The 26542-nt window shown below is 58.5% G+C and carries 21 protein-coding genes; 7 read left to right on the top strand and 14 right to left on the bottom strand.

Annotated features, from left to right (window positions below):
• Positions 1 to 95 precede the first annotated feature (95 nt).
• Positions 96 to 329 (bottom strand): DUF3203 family protein, encoded by a 234-nt coding sequence (locus ACYZT3_RS13980; RefSeq protein ID WP_282379490.1) that lies wholly within the window; start codon positions 327 to 329, stop codon positions 96 to 98.
• A gap of 137 nt (positions 330 to 466) precedes the next feature.
• On the opposite strand from ACYZT3_RS13980, the gene ACYZT3_RS13985 reads away from it, so the two are divergent.
• Complete coding sequence (locus tag ACYZT3_RS13985) at positions 467 to 967, top strand: MgtC/SapB family protein (RefSeq protein WP_282379488.1); 501 nt, start codon at positions 467 to 469, stop codon at positions 965 to 967.
• Positions 968 to 971: 4 nt separating this feature from the next.
• Here ACYZT3_RS13985 and ACYZT3_RS13990 read toward each other — a convergent pair whose 3' ends face one another.
• Positions 972 to 1142, bottom strand: coding sequence for a hypothetical protein (locus tag ACYZT3_RS13990; RefSeq protein WP_282379486.1), 171 nt, complete (start codon positions 1140 to 1142; stop codon positions 972 to 974).
• 229 nt (positions 1143 to 1371) lie between these two features.
• Between ACYZT3_RS13990 and ACYZT3_RS13995 the strand changes: the two genes are divergently transcribed.
• From ACYZT3_RS13995 to glgB, 3 genes are all read left to right on the top strand, one after another.
• Positions 1372 to 3366: an alpha-1,4-glucan--maltose-1-phosphate maltosyltransferase gene (locus ACYZT3_RS13995; RefSeq protein WP_282379484.1), complete on the top strand. Its 1995-nt coding sequence runs from the start codon at positions 1372 to 1374 to the stop codon at positions 3364 to 3366.
• Positions 3367 to 3431: 65 nt separating this feature from the next.
• Positions 3432 to 6773: a maltose alpha-D-glucosyltransferase gene (treS, locus tag ACYZT3_RS14000; RefSeq protein WP_462032315.1), complete on the top strand. Its 3342-nt coding sequence runs from the start codon at positions 3432 to 3434 to the stop codon at positions 6771 to 6773.
• Positions 6774 to 6775: 2 nt separating this feature from the next.
• On the top strand, positions 6776 to 9007 hold the full coding sequence (glgB, locus tag ACYZT3_RS14005) for a 1,4-alpha-glucan branching protein GlgB (RefSeq protein ID WP_282379480.1): 2232 nt from the start codon (positions 6776 to 6778) through the stop codon (positions 9005 to 9007).
• Positions 9008 to 9072: 65 nt separating this feature from the next.
• On the opposite strand, the gene ACYZT3_RS14010 is transcribed toward glgB, so the two are convergent.
• The 5 genes from ACYZT3_RS14010 to ACYZT3_RS14030 all read right to left on the bottom strand — a co-directional run bounded on the left by ACYZT3_RS14010 (position 9073) and on the right by ACYZT3_RS14030 (position 14198).
• Positions 9073 to 10026 (bottom strand): D-2-hydroxyacid dehydrogenase family protein, encoded by a 954-nt coding sequence (locus tag ACYZT3_RS14010; RefSeq protein WP_462032316.1) that lies wholly within the window; start codon positions 10024 to 10026, stop codon positions 9073 to 9075.
• 15 nt (positions 10027 to 10041) lie between these two features.
• Positions 10042 to 11067 carry an alpha/beta fold hydrolase gene (locus ACYZT3_RS14015; RefSeq protein ID WP_282379476.1) on the bottom strand — a complete coding sequence of 342 codons (1026 nt, stop codon included), beginning with the start codon at positions 11065 to 11067 and terminating at the stop codon, positions 10042 to 10044.
• A gap of 85 nt (positions 11068 to 11152) precedes the next feature.
• Positions 11153 to 11587 (bottom strand): YqaA family protein, encoded by a 435-nt coding sequence (locus tag ACYZT3_RS14020; RefSeq protein WP_282379474.1) that lies wholly within the window; start codon positions 11585 to 11587, stop codon positions 11153 to 11155.
• The gene (locus tag ACYZT3_RS14025) at positions 11587 to 12033 is read right to left on the bottom strand and encodes a DUF411 domain-containing protein (RefSeq protein WP_462032317.1); all 447 of its coding nucleotides are present in this window, start codon (positions 12031 to 12033) and stop codon (positions 11587 to 11589) included. Before ACYZT3_RS14025 ends, ACYZT3_RS14020 begins: the two co-directional genes overlap by 1 nt.
• Positions 12034 to 12206: 173 nt before the next feature.
• The gene (locus ACYZT3_RS14030; protein WP_462032318.1) at positions 12207 to 14198 is read right to left on the bottom strand and encodes a methyl-accepting chemotaxis protein; all 1992 of its coding nucleotides are present in this window, start codon (positions 14196 to 14198) and stop codon (positions 12207 to 12209) included.
• A gap of 231 nt (positions 14199 to 14429) precedes the next feature.
• Between ACYZT3_RS14030 and ACYZT3_RS14035 the strand changes: the two genes are divergently transcribed.
• Positions 14430 to 14606, top strand: a complete 177-nt coding sequence (locus ACYZT3_RS14035) for a hypothetical protein (RefSeq protein WP_462032446.1) — start codon at positions 14430 to 14432, stop codon at positions 14604 to 14606.
• Here the strand turns inward: ACYZT3_RS14035 and ACYZT3_RS14040 are convergent.
• From ACYZT3_RS14040 to ACYZT3_RS14060, 5 genes are all read right to left on the bottom strand, one after another.
• Entirely contained in the window at positions 14595 to 15548 is a 954-nt protein-coding gene (locus tag ACYZT3_RS14040) for a GNAT family N-acetyltransferase (RefSeq protein WP_282379466.1), read from the bottom strand. The two genes, ACYZT3_RS14035 and ACYZT3_RS14040, sit on opposite strands and share 12 nt — an antisense overlap.
• A complete protein-coding gene (locus ACYZT3_RS14045; protein ID WP_462032319.1) occupies positions 15548 to 16837 on the bottom strand; it encodes a phenylacetate--CoA ligase family protein in 1290 nt (429 codons plus the stop codon). The genes ACYZT3_RS14040 and ACYZT3_RS14045 overlap by 1 nt, the downstream gene beginning before the upstream one ends.
• Positions 16838 to 16901: 64 nt before the next feature.
• Entirely contained in the window at positions 16902 to 19304 is a 2403-nt protein-coding gene (locus tag ACYZT3_RS14050; RefSeq protein ID WP_462032320.1) for an aldehyde dehydrogenase family protein, read from the bottom strand.
• A gap of 1 nt (position 19305) precedes the next feature.
• Positions 19306 to 20436 (bottom strand): LuxE/PaaK family acyltransferase, encoded by a 1131-nt coding sequence (locus tag ACYZT3_RS14055; RefSeq protein ID WP_462032321.1) that lies wholly within the window; start codon positions 20434 to 20436, stop codon positions 19306 to 19308.
• Between the two features lie 21 nt (positions 20437 to 20457).
• Complete coding sequence (locus ACYZT3_RS14060) at positions 20458 to 21699, bottom strand: MFS transporter (RefSeq protein ID WP_462032322.1); 1242 nt, start codon at positions 21697 to 21699, stop codon at positions 20458 to 20460.
• 543 nt (positions 21700 to 22242) lie between these two features.
• Between ACYZT3_RS14060 and ACYZT3_RS14065 the strand changes: the two genes are divergently transcribed.
• Positions 22243 to 22431, top strand: a complete 189-nt coding sequence (locus tag ACYZT3_RS14065) for a hypothetical protein (protein ID WP_033055104.1) — start codon at positions 22243 to 22245, stop codon at positions 22429 to 22431.
• A 19-nt stretch (positions 22432 to 22450) separates the two neighbouring features.
• Here the strand turns inward: ACYZT3_RS14065 and ACYZT3_RS14070 are convergent, their stop codons facing one another.
• Positions 22451 to 22822 carry a fe2+ zn2+ uptake regulation protein gene (locus tag ACYZT3_RS14070; RefSeq protein WP_282379451.1) on the bottom strand — a complete coding sequence of 124 codons (372 nt, stop codon included), beginning with the start codon at positions 22820 to 22822 and terminating at the stop codon, positions 22451 to 22453.
• Positions 22823 to 23067: 245 nt separating this feature from the next.
• Between ACYZT3_RS14070 and pvdQ the strand changes: the two genes are divergently transcribed.
• Complete coding sequence (gene pvdQ, locus ACYZT3_RS14075; protein WP_462032323.1) at positions 23068 to 25413, top strand: bifunctional acylase PvdQ; 2346 nt, start codon at positions 23068 to 23070, stop codon at positions 25411 to 25413.
• A gap of 55 nt (positions 25414 to 25468) precedes the next feature.
• On the opposite strand, the gene ACYZT3_RS14080 is transcribed toward pvdQ, so the two are convergent.
• The gene (locus ACYZT3_RS14080; RefSeq protein WP_282379446.1) at positions 25469 to 26470 is read right to left on the bottom strand and encodes a FecR family protein; all 1002 of its coding nucleotides are present in this window, start codon (positions 26468 to 26470) and stop codon (positions 25469 to 25471) included.
• Positions 26471 to 26542 lie beyond the last annotated feature (72 nt).

Genomic DNA, 26542 nt, shown 5'->3' on the forward strand with positions numbered 1-26542 from the left:
GGGCGTTGATCCGCTGCCTGCGACAACTTGTTGCACCCGCTGCAGCAGGATGCAAAGGCCTACATCAAGCGTCTGCGAGTGTTGATCCGGGTCAGTCAAATCACCGAATCACTGTCGGTAGCCTTCAAATGCCTACGACCGTCGACTGCGCCTGCAACGGTCAATGCGTCGGCTTCTGCTTCGGTGATGTAAACGCGCTGGCCGTTGAGTTCCACCGCCGACATGGCTTTTTCCGAGTCGGTAATGATGGTGACGTCGGGGCACAGACGAATTTCTTCGCCGTTTTCGGTTATGAAGAAGCAGGTCTGGTTTTCGATGCGCACAGTCATGGAAGTGTCCTTTTTTCTGCGGGGTCTAACGTGTTAGGACACAGCCGAGGATCATCGTTCTGTGCAACCGATTAATGGTCGATGCGGTCCATCCTGAATCGAGCAACTTTCTATCCAGTCATCACAAGGACAACACCATGAACGCTTGGTGGCATGAGGTTTGGGTAACCCTGCAAGCGGAGTTCGCTGACATCGGCGACGCTTCACAACTGACGCGAATTACCGTGCGACTGCTGATGGCGGCGGTGTTGGGCGGGATTCTCGGCTTCGAGCGCGAACACAAAGGCAAGGCCGCTGGCGTGCGCACCCACATGCTGGTGGCCCTCGGCGCCGCGCTGTTTGTGCTGGTGCCGCAAATGTCCGGCTCTCAGGCCGATGCCATGAGCCGTGTGGTGCAGGGTGTGATCGCGGGGATCGGCTTTCTTGGTGCAGGGACTATTCTGAAAAACAACGAGGGCGATGAGGGGCATGTCAAAGGCCTGACCACCGCTGCCGGGTTGTGGATGACCGCGGCCATTGGCGTTTCGGCCGGGTTGGGGCGAGAGGCGACGGCGGTGTTCAGTACGTTCCTGGCGCTGGCGATCTTCAGTGTGATGCCAAGGATCGTACGCATGCTCGATAAGGATCACGCCCCGTAAATTGTCATGACGTCGGCTTCACAATAACCGGCGGCGTGGTGCTCGGTGGCTCTTCCCGAGGTGGCGGGGTGGTGCCGGGCGGCTCTTGCTCAGGCACAGGTTCAGGCTCGGTCGGCGCAATGGTCGGGCTGTCGATGTTTGGATCAGGCGTCTCGGCAGGGATTGGAATGCTCATAAATTTAGCCTCCAGTTGCACATGGCGTAAGTCGTGCTTAAGTGTGTTGACCACCGTGCAAAGGGATTGATTCCCCCAAAGGCTCAGGCCAATGCTCGTGAACTTTACCGGTGCCTGTCGCTCGGAACCTAAGTGAGTTCATTCCGGGGCGGACGGTCCTGCGGGATGGCTATCCAGTGACAAGCCACAGACACAAGAGCGTCCCTGGGGCGTAAAGGAGAGATGCTCGATGACTGCTGAAAAACCGACAGAGCTGAACTACAACCCTCATATGCCGCTGTCGCAGGCTTTACTGCTACCGCGCATCGCAATCGAAAACACCATGCCGACACTCGATGGCGGGCAGTTCGCCGTCAAAGCCGTGGTGGGTCAGGACGTGGTGGTGACCAGCAAAGTGTTTGCCGACGGTCACGACACGTTGGCCGTGCGAGTGCGCTCGCGTGCCGAGGGCGACGAAACCTGGCAGAGCGAAGTCATGACTGACTTGGGCAATAACGGGTGGCAGGGCCAATTCCGGGTCGCGCGCCAGGGCCGTTATATGTTTTGCATCGAAGCCTGGATCGATCAGTTCGCCAGCTTCTGTTATGAGCTGGAGAAAAAACACGCGGCCAGGGTGCCGGTCAGCCTGGAATTGCAGGAAGGGCGAACGCTGGTCCAGCAAGCCGCCGAACGCATGGGAGGGCTGCTGAGTGAACAACTGGCGGCACTGCACCATGAATTGTCGGGTCTGCTCGAAACCGAGCAGGTCGAGCTGTTTCTGCACCAGCGTAGCGCCGAGCTGATGTCGCAGGCCGATCATCGGGCCTATTTGAGCATCAGCCCTGAGTACCCGCTCGACGTCGAACGGGAGCTGGCGCAGTTCGCCAGTTGGTATGAACTGTTCCCGCGTTCGATCACTGACGATCCGGCCCGTCATGGCACTTTCAACGATGTGCATTCGCGGCTGCCGATGATCCAGGACATGGGCTTCGATGTGCTGTACTTTCCGCCGATCCACCCGATCGGCCGCAGTTACCGCAAAGGCCCGAACAACTCCCTCACCGCCGGGCCGGACGATCCGGGCAGTCCGTATGCCATCGGCAGCGAAGAGGGGGGGCATGAGGCGATTCATTCCGAGCTGGGCACTCGCGAAGACTTTCGGCGTCTTGTCGCGGCAGCCGCTGACCATGGGCTGGAAATCGCCCTCGACTTCGCGATTCAGTGTTCCCAGGATCACCCGTGGCTGGAGCAGCATCCGGGCTGGTTCAACTGGCGGCCGGACGGCACGATCAAATACGCCGAGAACCCGCCGAAGAAATACCAGGACATCGTCAACGTCGACTTCTATGCCGCCGATGCGATTCCGAGTCTGTGGGTTGAGTTGCGCGACATCGTGGTGGGGTGGGTCGAGGAGGGCGTGAAGCTGTTTCGCGTCGACAACCCTCACACCAAACCGCTGCCGTTCTGGCAGTGGCTGATCGCTGATGTGCGGGCGCTGTACCCGGAGGTGATCTTCCTGGCCGAAGCCTTCACCACCCCGGCGATGATGGCGCGGTTGGGCAAGGTCGGTTACTCCCAGAGCTACACCTACTTCACCTGGCGCAACAACAAGTCCGAACTGGCGACCTACTTCACCGAACTCAACGAGTCGCCGTGGCGTGAATGCTTCCGGCCGAATTTCTTCGTTAACACCCCGGACATCAACCCGGCGTTTTTGCATGAGTCGGGGCGCGCCGGTTTTCTGATCCGCGCGGCGTTGGCAACCATGGGCTCTGGTCTGTGGGGCATGTATTCCGGCTTCGAACTGTGCGAAGCGGCACCGGTGCCGGGCAAGGAGGAGTACCTCAATTCCGAGAAGTATGAAATCCGCCCACGAGGCTTCAACGCGCCGGGCAACATCATTGCCGAGATCGCCCAGCTCAATCGCATCCGTCGGCAGAACCCAGCGCTGCAGACGCATCTGGGCTTGAAGGTCTACAACGCCTGGAACGACAACATTCTGTATTTCGGTAAACGCAGCACGGATGGCAGCAATTTCATTCTGGTGGCCGTCAGCCTTGATCCGCATAACGTCCAGGAAGCGAATTTCGAATTGCCGCTGTGGGAAATGGGCTTGTCCGACGACGCCAGCACCCAGGGCGAAGACTTGATGAACGGTCATCGCTGGACCTGGCACGGCAAGTATCAATTCATGCGGATCGACCCGGCGAATCAACCGTTCGGGATCTGGCGAATCACCGTTTAGCACTGACGCAGAGCGTGGGAACGATCTGGGCCGAGGCGCTTTCCAGTTTTCAACAGGAGCTTCAAATGGCGAAGAAACCCAAGGCAGCCACCTTTATCAAAGACCCGCTCTGGTACAAGGATGCGGTGATCTACCAGGTACACGTTAAGTCTTTTTTCGACTCCAACAATGACGGAATCGGCGACTTCCCCGGCCTTATTGCCAAACTCGATTACATTGCCGATCTGGGCGTCAACACCATTTGGCTGTTGCCGTTCTATCCCTCGCCACGGCGCGACGACGGCTACGACATTGCCGAATACCGTGGCGTGCATTCCGACTACGGCACCATGGCCGACGCCAAGCGTTTCATCTCTGAAGCCCACAAACGTGGCCTGCGGGTGATTACCGAACTGGTCATCAACCACACCTCGGACCAGCACGCGTGGTTTCAGCGTGCGCGCAAAGCCAAACCGGGCTCGGCGGCGCGCGACTTCTATGTCTGGTCCGATGACGATCAAAAATACGACGGCACTCGCATCATCTTTCTCGACACCGAAAAGTCCAACTGGACCTGGGATCCCGTGGCGGGCCAGTACTTCTGGCACCGCTTCTATTCCCACCAACCCGACCTGAATTTCGATAACCCGCAAGTCATGAAAGCGGTGCTGTCGGTGATGCGCTACTGGCTCGACATGGGCATCGACGGTCTCCGGCTGGACGCCATTCCGTACCTGATCGAACGCGACGGCACCAACAACGAAAATCTGCCCGAGACCCACGACGTCCTCAAGCAGATCCGCGCCGAAATCGACGCCAATTACCCCGACCGCATGCTGCTGGCCGAGGCCAACCAATGGCCGGAAGACACGCAACTGTACTTCGGCGATACCGATGCCAAAGGCCTGAACGGCGACGAATGCCATATGGCGTTCCACTTTCCGCTGATGCCGCGCATGTACATGGCGTTGGCTCAGGAGGATCGCTTTCCGATCACCGACATCCTGCGCCAGACCCCGGAAATCCCGGCCAACTGTCAGTGGGCAATTTTCCTGCGCAACCACGATGAGTTGACCCTGGAAATGGTCACCGACAAGGAGCGCGATTACCTGTGGAATTACTACGCGGCCGACCGTCGGGCGCGGATCAACCTGGGGATTCGTCGGCGTCTGGCGCCGTTGATGGAGCGCGATCGTCGCCGCGTGGAATTGCTCAACAGCTTGCTGCTGTCGATGCCCGGCACGCCGACCCTGTATTACGGCGACGAAATCGGCATGGGTGACAACATCTACCTCGGCGACCGTGACGGTGTGCGTACGCCGATGCAATGGTCGATTGACCGTAACGGCGGCTTCTCCCGCGCCGATCCGGCGAGCCTGGTGCTGCCACCGATCATGGACCCGCAATACGGCTACCTGTCGGTCAACGTCGAAACCCAGGCCGGCGACCCGCATTCGCTGTTGAACTGGACCCGGCGCATGCTCGCCGTGCGCAAGCAGTCCAAGGCCTTCGGTCGCGGCACGCTGAAAATGCTGTCGCCGAGTAACCGGCGGATTCTGGCCTACACCCGGGAATTCACCGGGGCCGACGGCAAGCACGAGATCATTTTGTGCGTGGCCAACGTGTCGCGTAGCGCACAAGCGGCGGAGCTGGACCTGTCAGCCTACGTCGGCATGGTGCCGGTGGAGATGCTCGGCGGTAACGCCTTCCCGCCGATCGGCCAGTTGAATTTCCTGCTGACCCTGGCGCCTTACGGTTTCTACTGGTTCGTGCTCGCGGCGGAAAACCAGATGCCGAGTTGGCACGTGGAACCGGCGCAAAGCCTGCCGGACTTCACCACGCTGGTGCTGAAGAAACGCATGGAGGAGCTGCTTGAGGCGCCGTCCCGCGGCACGCTGGAGCAGGGCATCTTGCCGAGCTGGCTGCAGAATCGCCGCTGGTTCGCCGGCAAGGACGCGGCCATCGAGCAGGTCAACATTGCTTACGGTGTGCGTTTCGGCGATCCGCAACATCCGATGCTGTTGAGTGAAATCAACGTCACCAGCGGCGGCCAGACCAGTCGCTATCAGTTGCCGTTCGGCTTTATCTCCGAAGATCAGGTCGGTGCCGCGTTGCCTCAGCAACTGGCCTTGTCTCGGGTCCGGCGCGTGCGTCAGGTCGGTTTGATCACCGACGCCTTCAGCCTCGACACCTTTGTGCATACGGTCTTGCACAGCATACAAAGCAATTCCGTATTGCCATCCAGCGCGGGCGAGATCCACTTCGAGCCGACGGCGGAGCTGGCGAAACTCGGTCTGACCGGGGAATCGGAAGTGCGTTACCTGTCCGCCGAACAGTCCAACAGTTCGGTGGTGATCGGCAACAGCCTGGTGCTGAAACTGATCCGCAAGGTCGCGTCTGGCGTGCACCCGGAACTGGAAATGAGCGCGTACCTGACCAACGCCGGTTTCCGCAATATTTCGCCACTGCTGGGTTCGGTGGTGCGCCGTGATCCAGTGGGCGAGGACAATCTGCTGATGATTGCCCAAGGCTACTTGAGCAATCAGGGCGACGCCTGGGAATGGACCCAGAACAACCTCGAACGGGCACTGCGCGACGAACTGGCCGACGCCATGTCCGAGCAGGATCAACACTACAACGCCTTGGGTGAATTGAGAGACTTCGCCGGCATGCTCGGTCAGCGTCTGGGCGAAATGCACCAGCTGCTGGCGGCGCCCAGCGACAACCCGGACTTCGCCCCGCAGGTCACCTCCCAGAAAGATGCCCTGGCATCGGCCAAGGACGTGGCGGCGCAACTGGAGTACGCGCTGAAGTTACTCAAGCAGCATCAAAGCGAATTGAATCCGGCAGACAACGCCTTGGTCAGTCGTTTACTGGACAACAAAAAAACCATCCTCAGCCATGTTCAGGAACTGGGTAAAAAAGCCACCGGTGGTCTGCGGATTCGCGTCCACGGCGACTTGCACTTGGGCCAGGTGCTGGTCATCAAGGGCGACGCTTACCTGATCGACTTCGAAGGCGAGCCGGCGCGACCGCTGCACGAACGTCGGGGCAAACACAGCCCGTACAAAGACGTCAGTGGCGTATTGCGTTCCTTTGACTACGCTGCGGCAATGGCGATCAACGTGCACAACGTCGACAACACGGCCGATGCCCAAGCTGCTCGTCAACGTGTTGCCGATCGCTATTTAAATGAAGCAAGACAAGCATTTGTCGACGCTTATCGGCTGGCGGCAGCTAGTCTTGCTCATGCATGGCAAGATCCGGAAGGCGAGGACGCCGCGCTGGCGTTGTTCGGCCTGGAGAAGGCAGCGTATGAAGTGGCCTATGAGGCAGAAAATCGCCCCACCTGGTTGCCCGTGCCGTTGCACGGTTTGTATGGGTTATTGAGTGGGCTTAAACCCTTTTCCGATCTTGGTGGAGAGTAGTCATGAGTTTCTCGAACAAGGAACAGGGTCACGCTAAAGAAGCGTTGCTGCCCAGATCGCGGGACATCGACGCATTGGTACGCGCCGAACATCACGACCCCTTTGCAATTCTCGGCCCCCACGGCGATGGTGCCGGCGGGCAATTCATTCGGGCCTATTTGCCGGACGCCTTGAGCGTACAGGTACTGGCCAAGAACTCCGGGGAAGAACTCGGCAACCTTGAGGCCACCCAGACACCGGGCCTGTTCGTCGGGCATTTCGATCGGGAGCAGCCCTATCTGCTGCGAACCCGGTGGGCCGGCGGCGAACAAGTTTCCGAGGATCCTTACAGCTTCGGCCCGTTACTCGGCGAGATGGACTTGTACCTGTTCGCCGAAGGCAATCACCGCGATCTCAGCGCTTGCCTCGGTGCGCAGCTGAAGACGGTAGAGGGTGTCGATGGCGTGCGGTTCGCCGTGTGGGCACCGAATGCCAAAAGGGTGTCGGTGGTGGGTGACTTCAACAACTGGGACGGTCGCCGGCACCCGATGCGCCTGCGCCATCCCACCGGAGTCTGGGAGGTGTTTATCCCGCGACTGCAGGCGGGGGAAACGTACAAATACGAAATCCTCGGTGCCCAAGGCATTCTGCCGCTGAAGGCTGACCCGATGGCGCTGGCCACCTCGCTGCCGCCGGATACCGCGTCAAAAGTCGCTTCACCGCTGAACATCGATTGGCAGGACCACGAGTGGATGCAATCGCGTGGGGACCGTCATCAGCGGAGCGCACCCCTGTCGATCTACGAATTGCATGCCGGGTCCTGGCAATGCGAGCTGGATGATCTGGGCGAAGTGGCGCGCCAGTACACCTGGCACGAGTTGGGCGAACGACTGATTCCGTATGTGAAGGAACTGGGCTTCACCCACATCGAACTGATGCCCATCATGGAACACCCGTTCGGTGGTTCATGGGGTTATCAGCTGCTGTCGCAATTCGCCCCGAGCGCCCGCTACGGTTCGCCGGATGATTTCGCCGCGTTCGTCAATGCCTGCCACCAGGCCGGCATCGGCGTGATCCTCGACTGGGTGCCGGCGCATTTTCCGACCGATACCCACGGCCTGGCGCAATTCGACGGCACTGCGCTGTACGAATACGGCAACCCGCAGGAAGGCTTCCATCAAGACTGGGACACGCTGATCTACAACCTGGGTCGCACCGAAGTGCACGGCTACATGCTGGCCTCGGCGCTGCACTGGCTCAAACATTTCCACGTCGACGGCCTGCGGGTCGATGCCGTGGCATCGATGCTGTATCGAGACTACTCACGCAAGGCTGGCGAGTGGGTGCCGAACCGTCACGGTGGTCGGGAAAACCTCGAAGCCATCGACTTTCTGCGCCATCTCAATGATGTGGTAGATCTCGAAGCCCCCGGCGCGCTGGTGATTGCTGAAGAATCCACGGCGTGGCCGGGTGTCAGCCAGGGCACGCAACAGGGCGGACTGGGTTTTGACTACAAGTGGAACATGGGCTGGATGCACGATTCGCTGCACTACATCCAGCAGGACCCGGTGTACCGCGCCCATCACCACAACGAACTGAGCTTCGGCCTGGTGTATGCCTGGTCCGAGCGCTTTATCCTGCCGATCTCCCATGACGAAGTAGTGCACGGCAAGCACTCGCTGATCGACAAGATGCCGGGCGATCGCTGGCAGAAATTCGCCAACCTGCGCGCCTACCTGAGTTTCATGTGGGCGCACCCGGGCAAGAAGCTGTTGTTCATGGGCTGCGAGTTTGGTCAATGGCGTGAGTGGAACCACGATCAGCAACTGGACTGGTACTTGCTGCAGTACTCGGAACACAAAGGGGTGCAGAAACTCGTCGGCGATCTTAATCGGCTGTATCGCGAAGAGCCGGCGCTGCATGATCAGGACGACGCGCCGCAAGGCTTCCAGTGGTTGATTGGTGATGATGCGATCAACAGCGTCTACGCCTTCATGCGCTGGAGCAAGGACGGGCGTCCGGTGTTAGTGGTGGCTAACTTCACTCCGGTGCCGCGCGGGGGGTATCGCGTCGGCGTGCCGTTTGCCGGGCGTTGGACCGAGGTGATCAACAGCGATGCTGCCACCTACGCCGGTTCGAACTATGGCAACAGCGGCGGGGCGTTTACCGAGGAAGAGCCGAGCCATGGGCAGGAACTGTCGTTGGTGTTGAACTTGCCGCCGCTGGCGGTGTTGATGCTGCGTCCGGAGGGTTGATCTAACGACCGAGTCGCCGGCATCACGCGAGCAGGCTCCTGCTCGCGATGTGCAATGACGCGGAGTCAGCTCAACAGGCGAATCGGTTCTCCGACCGACCAGGCTTGAATGTCCTCGATCATCTGCGAGAAGAACTGCTGGTAGTTGTGCTGGCTGACATACCCGACGTGGGGCGTGGCCAGCACATTGTCCAGGGTTCTGAACGGATGATGAGCAGGCAAGGGTTCCTGCTCGAAGACGTCCAGCGCCGCGCCTGCCAGTCGCTGTTTCTGCAGCGCCTTGATCAACGCCACCTCATCGATAATCGGCCCGCGGGCGGTGTTGACCAGCAGCGCCGTGGGTTTCATCCAGTCCAGCGCTTGGGCGTCGACCAAACCTCGGCTCCGATCACTGAGCACCAGATGGACCGACAGCACATCAGCCTGTTCAAACAGCTCCTGCTTGCTGACATAGGTCACTCCGGCTTCGGCTGCACGTTCGGCGGTCAGGTTTTCGCTCCAGGCGATCACCCGCATACCGAACACCTGGCCGAACTGGGCAACGCGAGTGCCGATGCTGCCTAAACCGAGAATCGCCAAGGTCTTGCCATGCAGGTCGCCGCCCAGCGCTTGCTGCCATTTGCCTGCGCGCAGGGCATTGGCTTCGGCCATCAGGTTGCGGGTCGCGGCCATGATCAGTGCCCAGGTCAGTTCCGGGGCGGCGTGCTTGTAACTGTCGGTGCCACAGACCTGGATACCCAGCGCGGTGGCGGCTTTCAGGTCCAGGGCGGCGTTGCGCATGCCGCCGGTGACCAGCAGCTTGAGTTTCGGTAAGCGGCGCAGCAGGTCTTCATCGAACCGGCTGCGTTCGCGCATCACGCAGATCACCTCAAACTCACCCAGCCGTGCCGCCAGGGTGTCGTTGTCGGCCGGGTAGTCATGGATGAAGTTCACCTGACCGATGGCGTCCAGCACCGACCAGTCCACCACGCCACGGGCCACATCCTGCCAGTCATCAATCACCGCAATCTGCACAGCCATCAGAGCCTTACCTCATCAATGAGCGGGGTTGGTTTTGTTCAGCCAGGCGAGCAGGGACTGGTGGAATTGCGCCGGTTCTTCCATTTGCGGCGCGTGGCCCATGCCGGGGAATTCAACCAGCGTCGACCGGGGAATCAGTTTCGCCACTTGTTTGCCGAGGACGTCGTAATGACCGATTTTCGCCTTGACCTCGGGCGGTGCGATGTCCTTGTTGATGGCCGTGGTGTCAGAGGTGCCGATCAGCAGCAGCGTCGGCACTTTCAGGTCTTTGAATTCGTAGTACACCGGTTGGGTGAAGATCATGTCGTAGATCAGCGCCGAGTTCCACGCCACTTGGGTTTTACCCGGGCCTTTGGCCATGCCCGCGTACATGTCCACCCAGCGGTCAAACTCGGGTTTCCAGCGACCGTCGTAATAAGTGCTGCGCTGGTAGTCGTGGATGCGTTGCGCGGTCACCTTCAGCTCGCGTTCATACCATTGATCCACTGTGAGATACGGCACGCCGAGGGCTTTCCAGTCCTCAAGACCGATAGGGTTGACCAGGGCCAGTTGTTCGACCTGTTCGGGGTATTGCAACGCATAGCGGGTGGCAAGCATGCCGCCAGTGGAATGCCCGAGCAGACTGGCCTTCTGGATGCCGAGAGCTTTGAGCAGTTGTTGGGTGTTGGCGGCCAGTTGCTGGAAGCTGTACTGATAGTTGTCCGGTTTGCTGGAGGTGCAGAAACCGATCTGGTCCGGGGCGATGACCCGGTAACCGGCTTCGCTCAGGGCCTTGATCGAGGTTTCCCAGGTTGCACCGCAGAAATTCTTGCCGTGCATCAGTACGATACTGCGCCCGTTGGCCTTGCCAGACGCGGCAACATCCATGTAACCCATTTGCAGTGATTTGCCCTGGGACTCAAAGGCGAAATGCTTGACCGTGTAGGGATACTCGAAACCCTGCAGTTCCTGACCATATTCCGGGCCTTCGGCGTGAGCAATGACGGGCAGTGCAGCGGTCAGTAGCAGGCCGGGCAGCCATCGGGAAAGGGTGAGGGACATGGGTGAACTCCGTTGGAAATCGGCCGATGCTGGATCGGCACGATTAGGGCGACATTAAACACAGGCAATCACGGTGCATGATTGTTCACCCCATCCAGCCCAATGTCGCGAAGGCCAACACGCCATAACGGGCGCCTTTGGCGAGGGTCACGATCAGAAGGAAGCGCCCGAGCGGTTCGCGCATCACGCCGGCCACCAGGGTTAGTGGATCACCGATGACGGGCACCCAACTCAGCAGCAACGACCAATGACCATAGCGCTGATAATGGACTCGGGCTTTTTCCAGATGACGCGGGCTGACCGGAAACCAGCGCCGATCGCGAAACCGCTCGATACTGCGGCCCAGCCACCAGTTCACCAGCGACCCCAGAACATTGCCCAACGTCGCCACGGCGAGCAGCGACCAGAGCCCATACTTGCCGCTGAGCAACAGGCCCACCAACACCGCTTCGGACTGCAAGGGCAGCAGGGTTGCCGCACCGAATGCCGCGAAAAACAGCCCGAAGTACGCACCGAACATCAATGGGCGGGGTAGTCCGCCACCACCACATCAGTGCCGTCCTTTTTCAGGCCGATCACCTGATATGCGTCGCTCATGCCGTCCATTTCCATGCCGGGCGAACCCATGGGCATGCCGGGGGCGGCAACGCCCAATAGATCGTCGCGCTTGCTCAAGGCCAACACCTGATCGGCCGGAACATGGCCTTCAACGAATTTCCCGTTGATCAAGCCGGTGTGGCACGACGCCAGGCGCGGAGGCACGCCGTGCTGTTGCTTGAATTCGCTCATGTTGGTTTCGACGTAATCGTCGACTTTGAAGCCGTTGGCCTCCAGATGGCTGATCCATTTTTTGCAGCAACCGCAATTGGCATCACGGTGAACCTCGATCGGGATCAGGTCAGCGGCCTGGGCCAGGGAGGAAATCAACAGGGCGCTCAGGGCGACCAGTCGCAGATGGGTTCGCATGGGGAATCTCGTCTCGAATTGCGGCCAAAAAAAGCATTCTGACCCGTTTAGCCAACATCGAGGCAGGAGATTGTTTCGAAGTAATACCGAATAATTAGCTGCGCTCCAAATCTTTGTAGCAGCTGCCGAAGGCTGCGTCCGGCAGCTGCTACAGGTCGTGCGTCAGCTGAAAATCAGCGGACCTTGAACCGCCCCATAATCGCGCTCACGCGGCTGTTGGCTTCCAGCAGTTGTTGGGTGTTGAGCTCGCTGGCCTGACCGCTTTTCACCAGTTCATCGACCATGTGGCGGATCTGCACCATGCTGCGGTTGATCTCTTCGGTCACCGCACTTTGCTGCTCGGCGGCGGTGGCGATCTGGGTGCTGAGGCTGTTGATATGGCTGACGGAACCGGCCATTTCATCCAGACCGGTGTTGACCCGTGCCGTGGCATCGGCGGCCGATTGGCAGCTGGCCTGGGTGTTTTCCATGGCGCTTACCGACGAACTCACGCCCTGAGTCAGGCGGGTCAGCATTTCGTTGATTTCCGAGGTGCTGGCCTGAGTGCGGGCGGCAAGGGCACGCACTTCATCCGCCACCACCGCAAAACCGCGGCCTTGTTCGCCGGCACGGGCCGCTTCGATGGCAGCGTTGAGTGCCAACAAGTTGGTTTGCCCGGCAATGGCGCCGATCACTCCGAGAATCTCAGTGATGCGTTGCGCGTCCTGCTGCATGCTTTCGACCTTATGAGTGGCGCTGGCCACTTCGTCGATCAGCGCAATCACACTGCTGGACGCTTCGCCCACCACGACCCGCGAACGGTCGGCGTTTTCGTTGGCGCGCTGGGTGAAGGCAGCGGTTTCGGCGGCGTTCTGCGCGACGCTCTCGGCGGTGGAACTCATCTCGGTGATGGCGGTGACGGTCTGATCGGTTTCCGAAGCGTGACGCACCAGAATCTGGTTGGTGTGGGCGGACGTGCGTTGCAGGTTATCCAGGCTGGATGCCATGGCGCCAGTGGCCTGGGTGACTTCGCCGATCATGTTCTGCAAGTAGGCGATGAAGGCGTTGACCGAGTGGCCGATGGCGCCCAGTTCGTCTTCGGCGCGAATGGTGATGCGTTTGGTCAGGTCGGCGTCACCGGCAGACAGTGCGTCGATGTTGGCCTTCAGGGCTTTCATTCGCTGGATCAGTTGGCGAATCGCGTAGATCTGCAACAACACCAGCAGGATCACCATCGGGATTTGCAGCAGGCTCAGCGTGCTGAGCACGTCGTCGCGCTGGGCGGTGATCAGCTTGGTCGGCAAGGCCGTGGCAAGGAACCAGGGTGTGCCTTCAATCGGACGCATGAAGAAAGTATTGGGTTCGCCGTTGTCGTCGAATTCGACACGCTGCGACTGGTCACGGTTTTGCAGGCCGGCCTTCACCTGAGTGGCGAATGGCGAGTTGCCGGCCAGTTCACTGATGTTCTTCAGTACGATCGGCCCGCTGATGCGCGAGCTGTTGCTGATGATCTTGCCGTCGGCCTCGACGATCAGCATTTCGGCGCCGAGGTCTTTTTCCTTGCGCGCGATCAGGTCATTGAAGAAGCCCAGGGTCACGTCGATGGTCGAGACACCATAGGCCGCGCCATTCTTCTGGATTGCCATGGCGCAGTTGGTGCGCGGCTCGGCGCTGGCGTCATCTTTATAAGCAGCTGCCCAGGCGCATTGGCCGCGTGGGGTCTGCATGCCACCCTTGTACCAGGTCTGGTCGTAATAGTTGGGCGCGGCGTCGCTGTTCCAGAACATGTTAACGGCCAATTTTCCCGAGGCATCGCGGTGCCAGAAGGTGCTGAACTTGTTGCGTCCGGCTTCACGCTGACCGGGCAGTGGCCAGATGCCGCCGCCGAAGACTTTCAATTCACCGTACTGGTCGACTAACCCCGGCAGAACGCTGTCGATGGCCGCACTGTCGAGCAGGGGAATGGTCTGGGTGATGCTGCGCTGTTGCGCCTGAACCTTGTTTAATTCGCCCTGGATTTGCTCGGCGACTTCGGCGATGCGGTTGAGGGCCACTTGTTCTTCAGTGTGGCGCAGCTTGGGTGCGACCAACTGGCTGATGCCGACCACTGTCAGCACGGACAACAGCAGAATGAACAGGACCAGAAATAGCGTGTAACGAGCCTGAATGGTACGGAATGCGGGCATGGGACCGGTCCTTGTGCAGCGTTCTTGTTGTGATTATTGGTATGGAAAATTGGCGCTTTCAAGGGCTATCGGCTTGGGAAAGCCGAGCTTTAGGTACGATAGTGCAAGAACGGCGTGAGGTGACGGGTGGCGCGCGTGAAAGGTGTCGTAGTGGATACTAACTAACGCAGCCAGCGTGTACTTAGTACTTGTTCAGTTACCTATGCCCATTTCTAATTAATGTCTAGACCAATGAAACAGGGCACTTTCCAGATGCTGGCATTGGTGGGAAGCAATCCCATCGTGCTGAACATGAAGATAATGGATGAGCAGAAACTGCACAGGAACATCAAAGGCTTCGATCCGGAAAATGTCACCCCCAAGCAAGAACCGGGTAATGACTTTCATCGAAAAGACTCAAGCGGCTGAGCAAGCGCTGTCCTGTGCAGCGTTGCTGCTGAGGGTGTTGCCGTTTTGCTGTAAGTCGTCATGCAACCGTTGCATGTACGGGCAATGCAGTTCGAGGTGCCGAGGCTCGGCCCCTCGGTGAAACAGCGCGAACCACCCTTGACTGTATTGCGTGGGCATCAGCCCGGTGAAGGTGAAGCCGAGGGCCGACAAATTGCTTAAATCCTCGGCAAAGTGCCAGGACAGTTCGAGTTTGGCCGAGATCAACCAGCGCCTGGGCAGGTGCCGGATTTGATCCAGCAGATGTTTGTTCAAGCGATGAATGAGTATTTCGAACCGTTCATGGTGTTGTTCGATTTGCACAGGCAGAGGGAGGCAAGGCGCCATGCCCTGGTGAGTGCCGAATACTGAACAAAGGTACTCCATGAACGCTCGGCAACTCTCGGGCCATGGGGTATCGGGGAGCGGGCGTTCATGTCCTTCATTCATGTGACAACCCAGCACCATGGTTTCCCGCAACGGTTCAGTGAGTGGCGACGCGATGTAGTCGGGAAGCAAGCCAGTGCTATGGAAGCCGATTTTTTCTGCCATGCGTTGAGTGTACGGATGGTGAGTCACTTGCTTGATCGAGAGGCTTTTGAGTTTCAAGAATTCTGAAAGCTCGATGAGTTGCGAGCCAAGAAGCGTCGCGACGTTTTGCCCCTGAGCGGCGGGATGCACTGCCATGAGCGCCAGTTCAGCGGTTAATGAAAGCGCATCGAGGCACAACGCGGCGTGTCCCAGGACGTGCTTGTCGTCCACCGCAACGACGGATTGCCAGCGGCCCTCGGCATTGTGCTGACTGATCATGGCCGGCAAGTAAATATCTGGCCTGGCGTAATGATCGCCGTAGATCTCGCGAAATAACTGGCTCACGGCCTGTGCGTCGGAAGGCTGGTAGCGCCGAAAAATCAATTGGCTCATCACGCGGGCTCCGGCGAGGGGGCGTCATACACTCGTAAGTCCAGGACCCGCGGTTGTTTGCCGGAGCGGGGATGCAGGCTCAGGTCTGTGACTGCGCAGGGCAGGACTCGCAATTCGAGCAGCCCATCGCGACTCAGGTCGTCGATGTCGGGGTATTGGGTGACCAGCGCTTCCTGTAATGCCCGGAGCATTGGCTCGACACTCTGTTGCTGGGGCCCGGGTACCCATTTCACACTCAGAATGTCCTTGTAACCGGTATTTTCGATGAGCAACTGCCATTGGTTACTGTTGGCAATCCGCTCGACGATCTCGCTTATTTCGGCGGGAAACAGCGACATCACACCAACTCGTACCCGCTGGCTGTACGCACTTCGCCCCTTTAGCGCAAATTTACGCCTCGGGGTCGCGCCGGGTTCACGCCAGCAGGCAAGGTCACCCACCGGGTAACGTAGCAAGGGCATGAGCCGACGAGCCAGATTGGTCACCACTAACAGCCCGGTGCGATCGCATTCTTCGATGACCTCACCGGTGAGTTCATCGACGATTTCCAACAGGGTATGGTGTTCGAACACCCGATGTTCGCCCAATGCACAGTCGCGGTCGGAAGCCCCGATGAGACCGGCGTCCACGCTGGCATAGCCAATCGAAGCGATGCGGGCGTTGGGGAACACTTCGGCGAAGATTGCCAGTTGCGCAGCAAACAGGCTTTCTCCTGCATAAAGTAGCGTTTCGACCCCGCATAGCACTTGCCGATGCTGTGCCAGGTAAGCAGCGAATCGCAGTAACTGTGCCGGGATCCCGGCCAGAACATTGATTCGATGTCGGGCAATGGCCTCTGCCAGTCCATCCAGTTCGACTTGCCCGGTGAACGGAAATTCACAGATGGATTTCCCGACGTGTGCCAAAGAGTGATGCGTAAACAGAAAGCTGGCGTAAAGATCCCCGGAAAAAAACAGATTCGCCACCCGGTCGCCATGGTTCAGTTGAGTCGTGAGGCTTTGACCAAACGTACTGACCATGGCGTGCCATTCGTCGCGGGAGTAAACCGAGAGTTTGCCCTGGCCGGTCGATCCTCCAGTTTTAAACACCAGAGCATCATCGACGGTGCCTGTCAGGACCGGCCAGTGATGCAGGTCATCGCTGTCAGCCCAATAGTCGGTCAAGTTGATCAGTGGTAAATCTTTTAAATCAGTACTGTTTAACGGCAAGTGTTTCAGGTGTGTGCGATAGAAGTTGGAATGTTGCCGTACATAAGGCACAAGTTGCTCAAGCGAATAGGGTGATTTCACTGGATTCTCGTTTGCTATCAGGCGTCTGGTTAAATAACAAGGTCACGGAATAAACAGTCTGTTTTTATTTTCTTTGATCGATGACCAGGGGTGTCTTGCCACTGTGTTTGTTTCGGCTGAACTCATGTTCGGCACACACTTCAATGTCCACTATTAACAACGCGGCGCTCACGGCGTTCGCCACGGCTATGTGTGTCATTAGTTGGTCGTGAACTCGGTCGGCGTCAGCATCCACTCGGATCCGCATGCGTTCGACGCCGTTGGCGGCGTGGTCCAGAAGAACTTGAATGGGCAAACCCAGACTTTGTTGCAGAGCGGAAGGCGAAATGAATTCCGTGCCAATTCGCACCAGCTTGCCGTGCCGCTGCAGTAGCTCGAACCGCGGTGAGTCCAGTCCACAGGGACAGGCGTCGGGTATCCAGCGACCGGTATCTCCTACTTCATATCGACGTACGGTTTGATCTTGCCGAGCGAGGGAAGTAAAGAGCAGGCGACCCCTCTCGTTGTTCTGCACCGGTACGTCCTGTTCGAGCTGCACGATTTCCAGGTGCTGGATGTCGCTCATCAAGTGAAACACGCCATCCGCTGTTGCCGCGCAAGCATGCCCCAGGGGACCTGCGTCAACGGAGCCGTAGAGTGCAGAGCGAATTGTCGAGACCCCACAGCTTTCCATCAGGCGCCGACTGGCCTCTCCCGGATGCTCTCCGCCGAGGAACACTTTGCCAATGCCCGCGTACGCGCGAAGTCGGGCCTGCTCGGTGAAAAACAGTCGGTGCAAGGTACTCGGCATGCCGATCAACACGGTGATGCCCTGGTCTACGATCAATTGGGCGATTTCGCTGAAGTCATCCTCCTGGGGCGCCCCCATGGGGAAATGCGTAACGGCCATCTGTTCAAGGATTGTGGAAAAACTGAAGAACCCGCCGTACAGGTTGCCGCTGTAGAACAGGTTCATGACCCGGTCTTGTGACGGATCTAGCCCCGCAGCGAACATGCCATCAGCCGCGGCACGCATCTCTCGTTGATAAACGCGATAGCTTAAACCGGCCAGGGCCGGGATCCCGCTGCTGCCTCCAGAGCGGAAATACAATTGTGCCGCAGGGCCAATCGACTGGGCCGTGAAGGTGTCTTTGTCCATGATCGGATCATTGGCGGTGTCGGGGGCGGGTGGAGCCGGGTCGAGCGTTGCTCGGCCCGTCGAGACATCGGGAGCCAGACTTACGGAGAGACGGCGACTCAGGCGCGACAGTGCATAGACACCATCGTGGGGCTCACCGGCGTAGCCGTCATGAATCGACGCGCAAGGCGCAATGCGGGTGACGCCGGCGTTGACCAGTGTTCGAACGAGCTCGGGTGTTTCTACCGGGGTGCACATCAGCGCGCAGCTTTGCAACACCGTGCGCCAGGGCAACAGCGTCTCGGCGATCAGGTGCCGGGGTACTGGCTTCAACACAATCGTTCGAAACAGCGGCGACGGTGCGAGCGTCTGATGGTGCTCCCAGATCACACGCCATCCGAGGCCGTTCCAGACCTGGCCAGTCTGGTTCGTAAAGCAGTGTTCCAGCCGCGCCATGGTCGTGCAGGTAGTGATCTCGCAAGCTTCCGGGTCTGTGGGAACCCGCGCTGGCCAATGGGCAGCGCGACGTTTGAAGGCTTCGGCCAGGCGCTCCCCCAGATCTTGCAGGACTACCGGATCGTTGCTGTCCACCAACACCCATTGCGGGCTGGAGCACGCCTGCTGATCGAAACGACAGACCTCATCCACCAACGCATCCATCGTCGAAAGACTCGCCGCGTCGGGCAGTAGATAGGCAAAGCTGATCCTGTGCCCCCAGTCGATCCAGCGGCATCCGGCCGGGATCTGCTGTCGAATCGATTTGAGCGCCTTTTCCCCACCCCAGGCTGACACGCCGTCGGCCTGAGCGCAGAGCTGAGGTATGCGAGAGGTGCTCACAGGCAAAACTGCGACGAATTCGGCAAGCCTGCCGCTGATGTCGCAGCGCACAAGGGCGGCCAGCAACTTAGCGGTGAAACCCTCATCACTTGAGCTAGGGCGTAGCCAATTGATGTTACCGGCCAGCAGGCCTTCGATGACTGCGCAGAATGCCAGCATTGGCGCATTGCCCGGTGTGACATGTACCACCAACCCTAAGGGGTGCCAACTTTCGAAACTCGGCTGTTGGTAGTCAATTCGCCTCAGCGAACGAGGGTGCACGCCCAGTTCCCGCTCCAGCTTTGTGCTCAGATTGCCGGGCTGGCAGAAATCGATAAGTCCCTGACGTTGATCGTCTTCGAGGGACAGATCCAGACTGCGAGTCTGTAATTGCGTGGCGAAACGAGCCGCCGAATCGATGACGGTATCGCTGTCGATCGGCGCAGAAAGCAACTGAGGCAATTGATTCTGAAGGAGGTCGAGGGCGCTTTCCAGGGTAATGTCGTCACGCAATTGGCCATTGATCAAGTACATATCAAACTCCTTCGAGCAGTTCTGAGGCAGCCATGGCACAGCTGCGACTCGCGGTGGTGCCGGCACGACCATGCAGCTCGAACCAATCGGTCGCCAGGCCGCATCCGCAACTTGCTCCGGGGTGCAATGTCGCCAGATCGCCCATGACCACGGCATGCGCCGGGCTTGATGATATGTACGGGGAGACAAATTCCAGCAAGCCGCGCTGGCCATATGGCTGGACAGTGAAATCGGATGGGTTGCGCACGAAAACCTTCGAGTAAACCGGTACATGGAAATGATGGTGGGCACACTGGAGGTAAGGCACGGCATGCTCTACTGCGCCGTAGCCGTCCCGGCAGCGGGGCAGGTCGACACCTAATTGCCGATTGGTTCGGGCATACAACTCAAGCAACGGTATTTCCTGCGCTGCCTGGGTTTTCCAGCCGCCGCCCAGAAGCACCAGGGACTGGGCAGGTAACTTGAGATTCGGCGCAGTGGTGTCTTCCATGTGCTGTAGCGCATGCGAAAGGAATGCTGGAAATCCGAGAATTCGAACGGGTAAGCCTTCGTCGGCAAACGCCTGCAAGGCGCGAATAACACCAAACAGGTCGAACTCGTGACCTTTACGGGTCAGGCGCAATCCGTAGACAACTCGATTGACGGGCGCATAGCTGCAGAGAAACTGGTCGGTATAAGCGGTGCCCAAGGTGTTGCTGGGCTCGGGTTCGTAGCTCAGGAGCAAGTAATTGCAAGGGCTGTCCTGGGTATCCCAGCCGTAGTGGCGGAAAATGTGGCTCACCATGCCTTGGGCCGCCGCCATGCTGCGAGGGTCATAGCGCATGCGACTCTTCTGGCCGCTGGTACCCGACGATGTCAGCTCCAGCGCGCCTTCGCCGGTGGGACTGAACAACACGTGACGTTTGAAATAGTTGGCGAAGATCGGCGGCAGTCTTGACCAGTCATCCAGTGTTTCAAGGTCTCGGGCATCGAGCCCATTGGCGTTTAGCCAGCGTTCGTAACCCGGCGTGTGGTGACAATGAAACAGGCTGATTTCCCCCATCGCCTGGTCGAACAGGCCTTCGGGCACGGAATCCAGGCAATAGGGTTGCGTTAACGCGCAGAGCGCATCGGTGTGGGGTAAATGGATCATCAAAAGACCTACGTTGTGGTGTCAGACGGCAAGCACGATGTGGGAACGCCGCAGAAACAGGCGTAGGGGCGCCAGGCACAGAAGCCCCGCAATACCCGCCATCAGAGCAAAGGATTCGTGGCTATTACCGGCCCCGGCCGCAGCGATAATCGAGCCGCCACCGCCCATGACGGCGATCGACATCATGCCGATCATCGCCGAGACCAAGCCTTTGCTGTCGTCGCTTGCAAACAGCGCAAGCCGGTACAGCGCGGCATTGCTCATGCCTAGCCCAACGGCGTAAAGCGCCAGGCAGCTGATCAGCACTGCTGTCGAAGCGCCGTAGAAGCTGACGGCGACTAGCGCGATGAGGCCGCCGCAAAACGGCCAAAGCGCGTATCGAATCAACTGTGGTAATTGAGTGTGGGGAATCAGTCGGTTGAGAATCAGGTTGCCGAGAATGACCGCCGCAAACACCGGGACTTGCCACAGGCCGTACTGCAAAGGTGAAAGTCTCTGGTTCTGGATCAGCAAGAGCGGCGCCAGCCCGATCCACGCAATCAACGGCAGGCTCATCACGCCCAACGCGACAGTTGCACTCAGGAATCGCGGGTTAGCCAGCAACGCCAGATAGCGGCACACGGTGCTGCGCCATTCAAAATGCACCGCTTGCAGTCGCTGACCGTCGTGGCGCAGGGTGCCCACGGTTTCCGGCATGAACAGGTACAGCCCAAGCCAGACCATCACGCCGCCGATACCCAGCAGTAAAAACAGCTCCCGCCATGACAGCCATTCCAGCAGCAGGCTCCCGAGCAACGGCCCCAGAAGTGGGGAGAGCAACGCAACGTTCCCCAGCAACGCCATGATTTTTACCGCGTCGGCTTCGCAGAAAACTTCTTGCAGGGCTGGATAGCTGACCGCAATGACAAACCCCAACCCCATGCCCTGAATCAGTCGCAAGCTGTTGAACGCATAAATACTTTGCACGTTGAACGCTGCGGCACAGGCCAGCGCAAAAACCGCACAACCGATGAGCAATATCTTGCGACGACCGAAGTGATCAGACAACGGACCAACAAGCCATTGCAGAAGAATGCCGCCGGCCAGATAAAGATTGAAAGCGTAGGGGACATGGCCGGGGCTGGCATCCAGTTGACGGGTGACGGTCAGCATGGCCGGCATGATCATGTCGCTGGCCATATAGGTCAGAAGTTCGAAAAAAGTGATCGCAAGGCAAAAGCCAAATAAATAATGGGGGCTGATATTGATTAAAGGCGTGTGCATGGCATCCCTGTTCTTTACTCGAAGTTTGATAGCGGGTTTTATTGCGATGCGCCGAGAGTAATCATCGAATATGAATAGCTCAAGTGGACGATTAAGACCAAAAGCTTCAATGGTTATCGCTATGTTTCGATGGGTGCCGGGAACGAAATAAGAAGTGAATATGCATGTACGAAAAATGCCCGCGACACGCGGGCATTTATTCAGAAGTTATTGGGTGGGGTAATTAGCTTACGAATGAAAGTTCAATTACTCACGTTATCGATGCGGGTAACAACCCGGCCCGCCACGGTCGTAATGATGACCGCCGTGCCAGCCACCGTGGGGGAAAATGATGCAGCCGCTCAGGGAAAGTATGGCAAGCAGCGGAATCAGCAGTGTGATTCGACGGAATATTTCAAAACCCTCATGGGGCAATAAAGCCAAAACGCTTCATCGGCTGTAACATGAGACCCCGCTTGTAGCGTCCCATCCCCGGAGAAAGGTAGGGGCTTGGCATGCATCTGGATACAAATCGGATACATTTTTCAGGTTCAGGAACTCGCAATGACTCAGTCGCAACGTTTGAAATACTCGATTCTGATCTCCCTCGTGGTGTTGGGGATCATGTTCGGCCTTTCGTATCTGCAAAACGCAGGCGTCATCAGCGAGAAGCTGTTTCAGTACATCGCCATCGGTGTGGCGGTCATCGTGGTGGTAATCAATGGCATGATGCGTCGCAAGGTCAAACCCTGAGCGACGCACCTTGAGCTGATCACTCGTGTTGGAGCATGGCTGCAGCGTGCGGATGCAGGCTGTAGCTTTTGTCTGAATTGAGTGTGATCACGCCTTCGCTGCACAAGCGTTTCAACACTTCCCGCACACTGAGAAAGGACAGGGGAATATCCAGGTCCAGCAAGTGACTGTGCACGCCGCGCACGCCGAGGCTGCGGTCGCTTTCGGCGGCAGTCAGCAACGCATCGATGACTTTGAGTCGGATCAGACTGGTGCGCAGACCAAAGCTTTTGAGCAGCGACCTGATCCGCTCGTTGCCATTGCGCTCACTCCGTTGACTGAAAACACCGGAGCCCATGGCAGAGCCCTTTGGCGCGTTGCTACCGTCCGTTGGCAGTTGCGAGTTGTACATGCAAAAACTCCTTATCCGAGCCGGCCAGGAAATGTGATGGGTGCTCTCAATCTATAAGACGTATGAGCAGGGCAAATAATGAAGCCCTGAATGTAGAAATTTTGTCGCCATCACGTCAGCAGCCCGTGAGATGGCTGTGAAAAGCGCCTTTCAGGGCCTAAATTTTTTGTCATTTCTTTCGTTTGTAGGGGAAGGCGCAGTGCGTGTGTGACGCAGGGTGTTTGTCTGTTCGATCAGGAGCGAGCGTGATTATTTCCAGGCAGTTAACCAGGTTGAGCCTTGCGGGTGTGTTTGTGGGCTTGAGTCTTGCGGCAAACGCACGCAGTCAGCCAGAGCAGGCGAGCGCTGAGATTCGCCGGACCAGTTTCGGCGTGCCGCATATCCGTGCTGACAACGAGCGCGGGCTCGGTTATGGCATTGGTTACGCCTACGCTCAGGACAACCTGTGCCTGCTGGCCAATGAGATCACCACCGTGAACGGCGAACGTTCACGGTATTTCGGCCCGGATCAGTTCACGGTCGAAGAGCGCGAAAATCTGGTCAGCGATCTGTTCTTCAATTGGCTGAACACCCCGCAGGCCGTCTCCGCTTTCTGGCAGGCGCAAACCCCGCCGATACGCGATCTCATCGAAGGTTATGTGGCGGGCTATAACCGTTCGCTGGCAGAGCATCGGGCGCAGGGTTTGCCGCAGCAGTGTCAGGGCGACTGGGTGCGTGAGATTACCATCCAGGACCTGGTCAAGTTGACGCGGCGTCTGCTGGTCGAAGGCGGAGTAGGGCAGTTTGCCGAAGCCTTGGCCGGCGCGACGCCACCCAAAGCCGTTGCTCAGACGGCAGGCAACCCCGAGGCGTTTCAGGTGGCCGCCTCACGCCTGCAGCGTTTTGCCCTGGATCGCGGCAGCAATGCCGTGGCGGTCGGCAGTGAACGTTCTTTCAACGGCCGCGGAATGTTGTTGGCCAATCCGCATTTCCCTTGGGTAGGCGGGATGCGTTTCTATCAAATGCACCTGACCATTCCCGGCAAACTGGACGTCATGGGCGCGGCACTGCCAGGACTGCCGATGATCAATATCGGTTTCAACCAGCACCTTGCATGGACCCACACCGTGGACTCGTCCAAGCATTTCACCTTATATCGCCTGCAACTCGATCCCAAGGATTCGACCCGTTACCTGCTCGACGGCAAGTCCTTGCCCATGAAGAAACAGACCCTGACCGTGAACGTGAAACAACCTGATGGCCAGACCCATCCGGCCTCTCATGTGATCTACAGCTCGCAGTTCGGCCCGATCGTGCAGTGGCCCGGAAAACTCGACTGGGACAACCAGTTCGCCTACAGCCTGCGCGATGCCAATCTGGAAAACGACCGAGTCTTGCAGCAGTGGTATGCAATGAACCGTGCGGTCAGCCTCAAGGACTTGCAGGCGTCGGTGCACAAGATTCAGGGGATCCCGTGGGTCAACACCCTGGCGACGGATGATCAGGGGCAGACGCTGTACATGAACCTCTCGGTCGTGCCGAACGTCGGTGCCGACAAATTGGCCAAGTGCAGTGATCCTCGCGCCGGGTTGCAGATGATCGTCCTCGACGGTTCCAACAGCGCGTGTGCCTGGGACATCGACCCGCAGGCTGCGCAAAAAGGGATCTATGCGGCAGACAAGTTGCCGCAGCTGTTGCGCAAGGACTTTGTGCAGCACTCCAACGATTCGGCCTGGATGGCCAACCCGGCGCAACCGCTCAGCGGTTTTTCGCCCCTGATCAGTCAGGACGACCAGCCATTGGGGCTGCGCACACGCTTTGCACTGGATCGCCTGAATACGTTGAACAAGACCGGACCTATTGCGGCGGTGGATTTACAACACATGGTGATGGACGACCAGGTGTATCTGGCAGCTCAAGTGATGCCGGACCTGCTGCAGTTTTGTGCTGCGGCCCTGGGTTCCGATGCGCCAACGCTCACGCCGCTGTGTGCCAGTCTCAAGGCCTGGGACCGCAGTGCGAATCTGGACAGTGGTCTGGGTTTTGTGCATTTCCAGAATGTCATGGAGTCGCTAGAGGAAACACCTGATCCCTGGCGTGTGGCGTTCGATCCGAAAGACCCGCAACACACCCCGCGTGGCCTGGCGGTCGATCACCCGGAAGTCGCAAAGGCGGTTCGCGACGCGATGCTGGCGTCGGTAGCGCAGATCAATAAGAGGGGGCTCAAGGCTGATAATCGCTGGGGTGATATCCAGGTGGTCAGCGGTGGTGGCCAACAGACGCCGATTCACGGTGGACCTGGCGCTCTGGGGATTTATAACGCCATTCAGAGTGTGCCGAGAGCCGACGGTAAACTCGAAGTCGTCAGCGGTACCAGCTATTTGCAGGTGGTAACCTTCGATGACAAGGGACCGCAGGCCCAGGGGCTGCTGGCTTTCTCGCTATCCAGTGACCCGGCCTCGAAGTATTCCAGAGATCAGACCCTGGCATTTTCCAGGAAGCAGTTGAGTGTGTTGCCGTTCACCGAGCAGCAGATCGCGTCCGATCCGCAGTACCAGGTTCAGACAATCCGCGAGCAGGATGAAAAAGCCGGGAAGGTGGCTGCACATTAACGCTGATGGCGCTTGAATCAGGAATGAAGGCCGCACCCCGCAAGGCTCGCGGCCTTCAGCTTTTTGGGGCTTGTTGCGGAATGGAGTTGAGGACCGGATTGCCATCCTTGTTGCGGGTCAGGTAGACCGGCAATACCTTGGGCAAGGACGCCACCAGGTTGTTGAGGTCCTTGATGTTGTAGATGCCGCCGATGCGAATCGAGCCGGTACTGTGGTCGGCCACCATCACCGGTTTGCTCAAGTAGCGATTGATCAATGGCAGTGCGTCGGCCAGCGCCAGATCATCGAGCACCAGTTTTCCGCTGCGCCACGCCAGTGAGTTGTCATTGTCGTAGGTCTGACTGATCTGGGAAGTGAAGTCGCCGCGTCTATAGCTTGCCTGCATCGCTGGCTCGAGACGCAAGCCGTCACCCGCAAGGGCATCATTGCTGCTGACCAGCACCGAACCTTCAATCAGGTTCACGCGTACCTGATCTTCATACATCCAGACATTGAATTTGGTTCCGGTTACCCGAATCCTGCCTTCGGCCGCTTTGACAATGAAGGGGTGCCGAGTGTCGTGGCGGACGCTGAAGAAGGCTTCGCCTTTTTCCAAAGTGATCCGGCGCTGGTCCTTGTAGTTGCTGAACGTCAGCTCACTGCCCAGGTTCAGTTCCACCTGACTGCCATCGCTCAGGGTGACCTGACGGACAGTATCGCTCGCCTCGAAATGTTGGTACGAATTGGGTAACCAGCCCAGGTTCCAGCCGCTATAGGCCGCCAATGGAAGCGCCATGGCGCAAACCGCGGCGGCGATACCGAAGGTGCGCCAAGGCGTTTCACGCTTGGCGCGAGCCACCGGTATCACGGTTTCGGGACGTGGCAGGTCCCCCGCGACATCCCAGATTTCCAGCATGGCTTCGTACTCGAACGCGTGAAGCGGATGAGCGTCATGCCATTGCTCGAACGCCAGCCGCTCTTCAGCCGTGCAATCGATGGCGTGCAGACGCATGCACCAATGCGCAGCGGCATCGGTGATTGCGTCATATTGGGCTTGCGAGAGAGGGTTTTCGGTCATTGACTCATCCTGATTTCCTGCATTCTAACCTTGTGAGGAAGTCTGCGAGAACAACCGTCATGGCAATTACCC

This window comes from Pseudomonas sp. MDT1-16 (genome assembly GCF_054898115.1).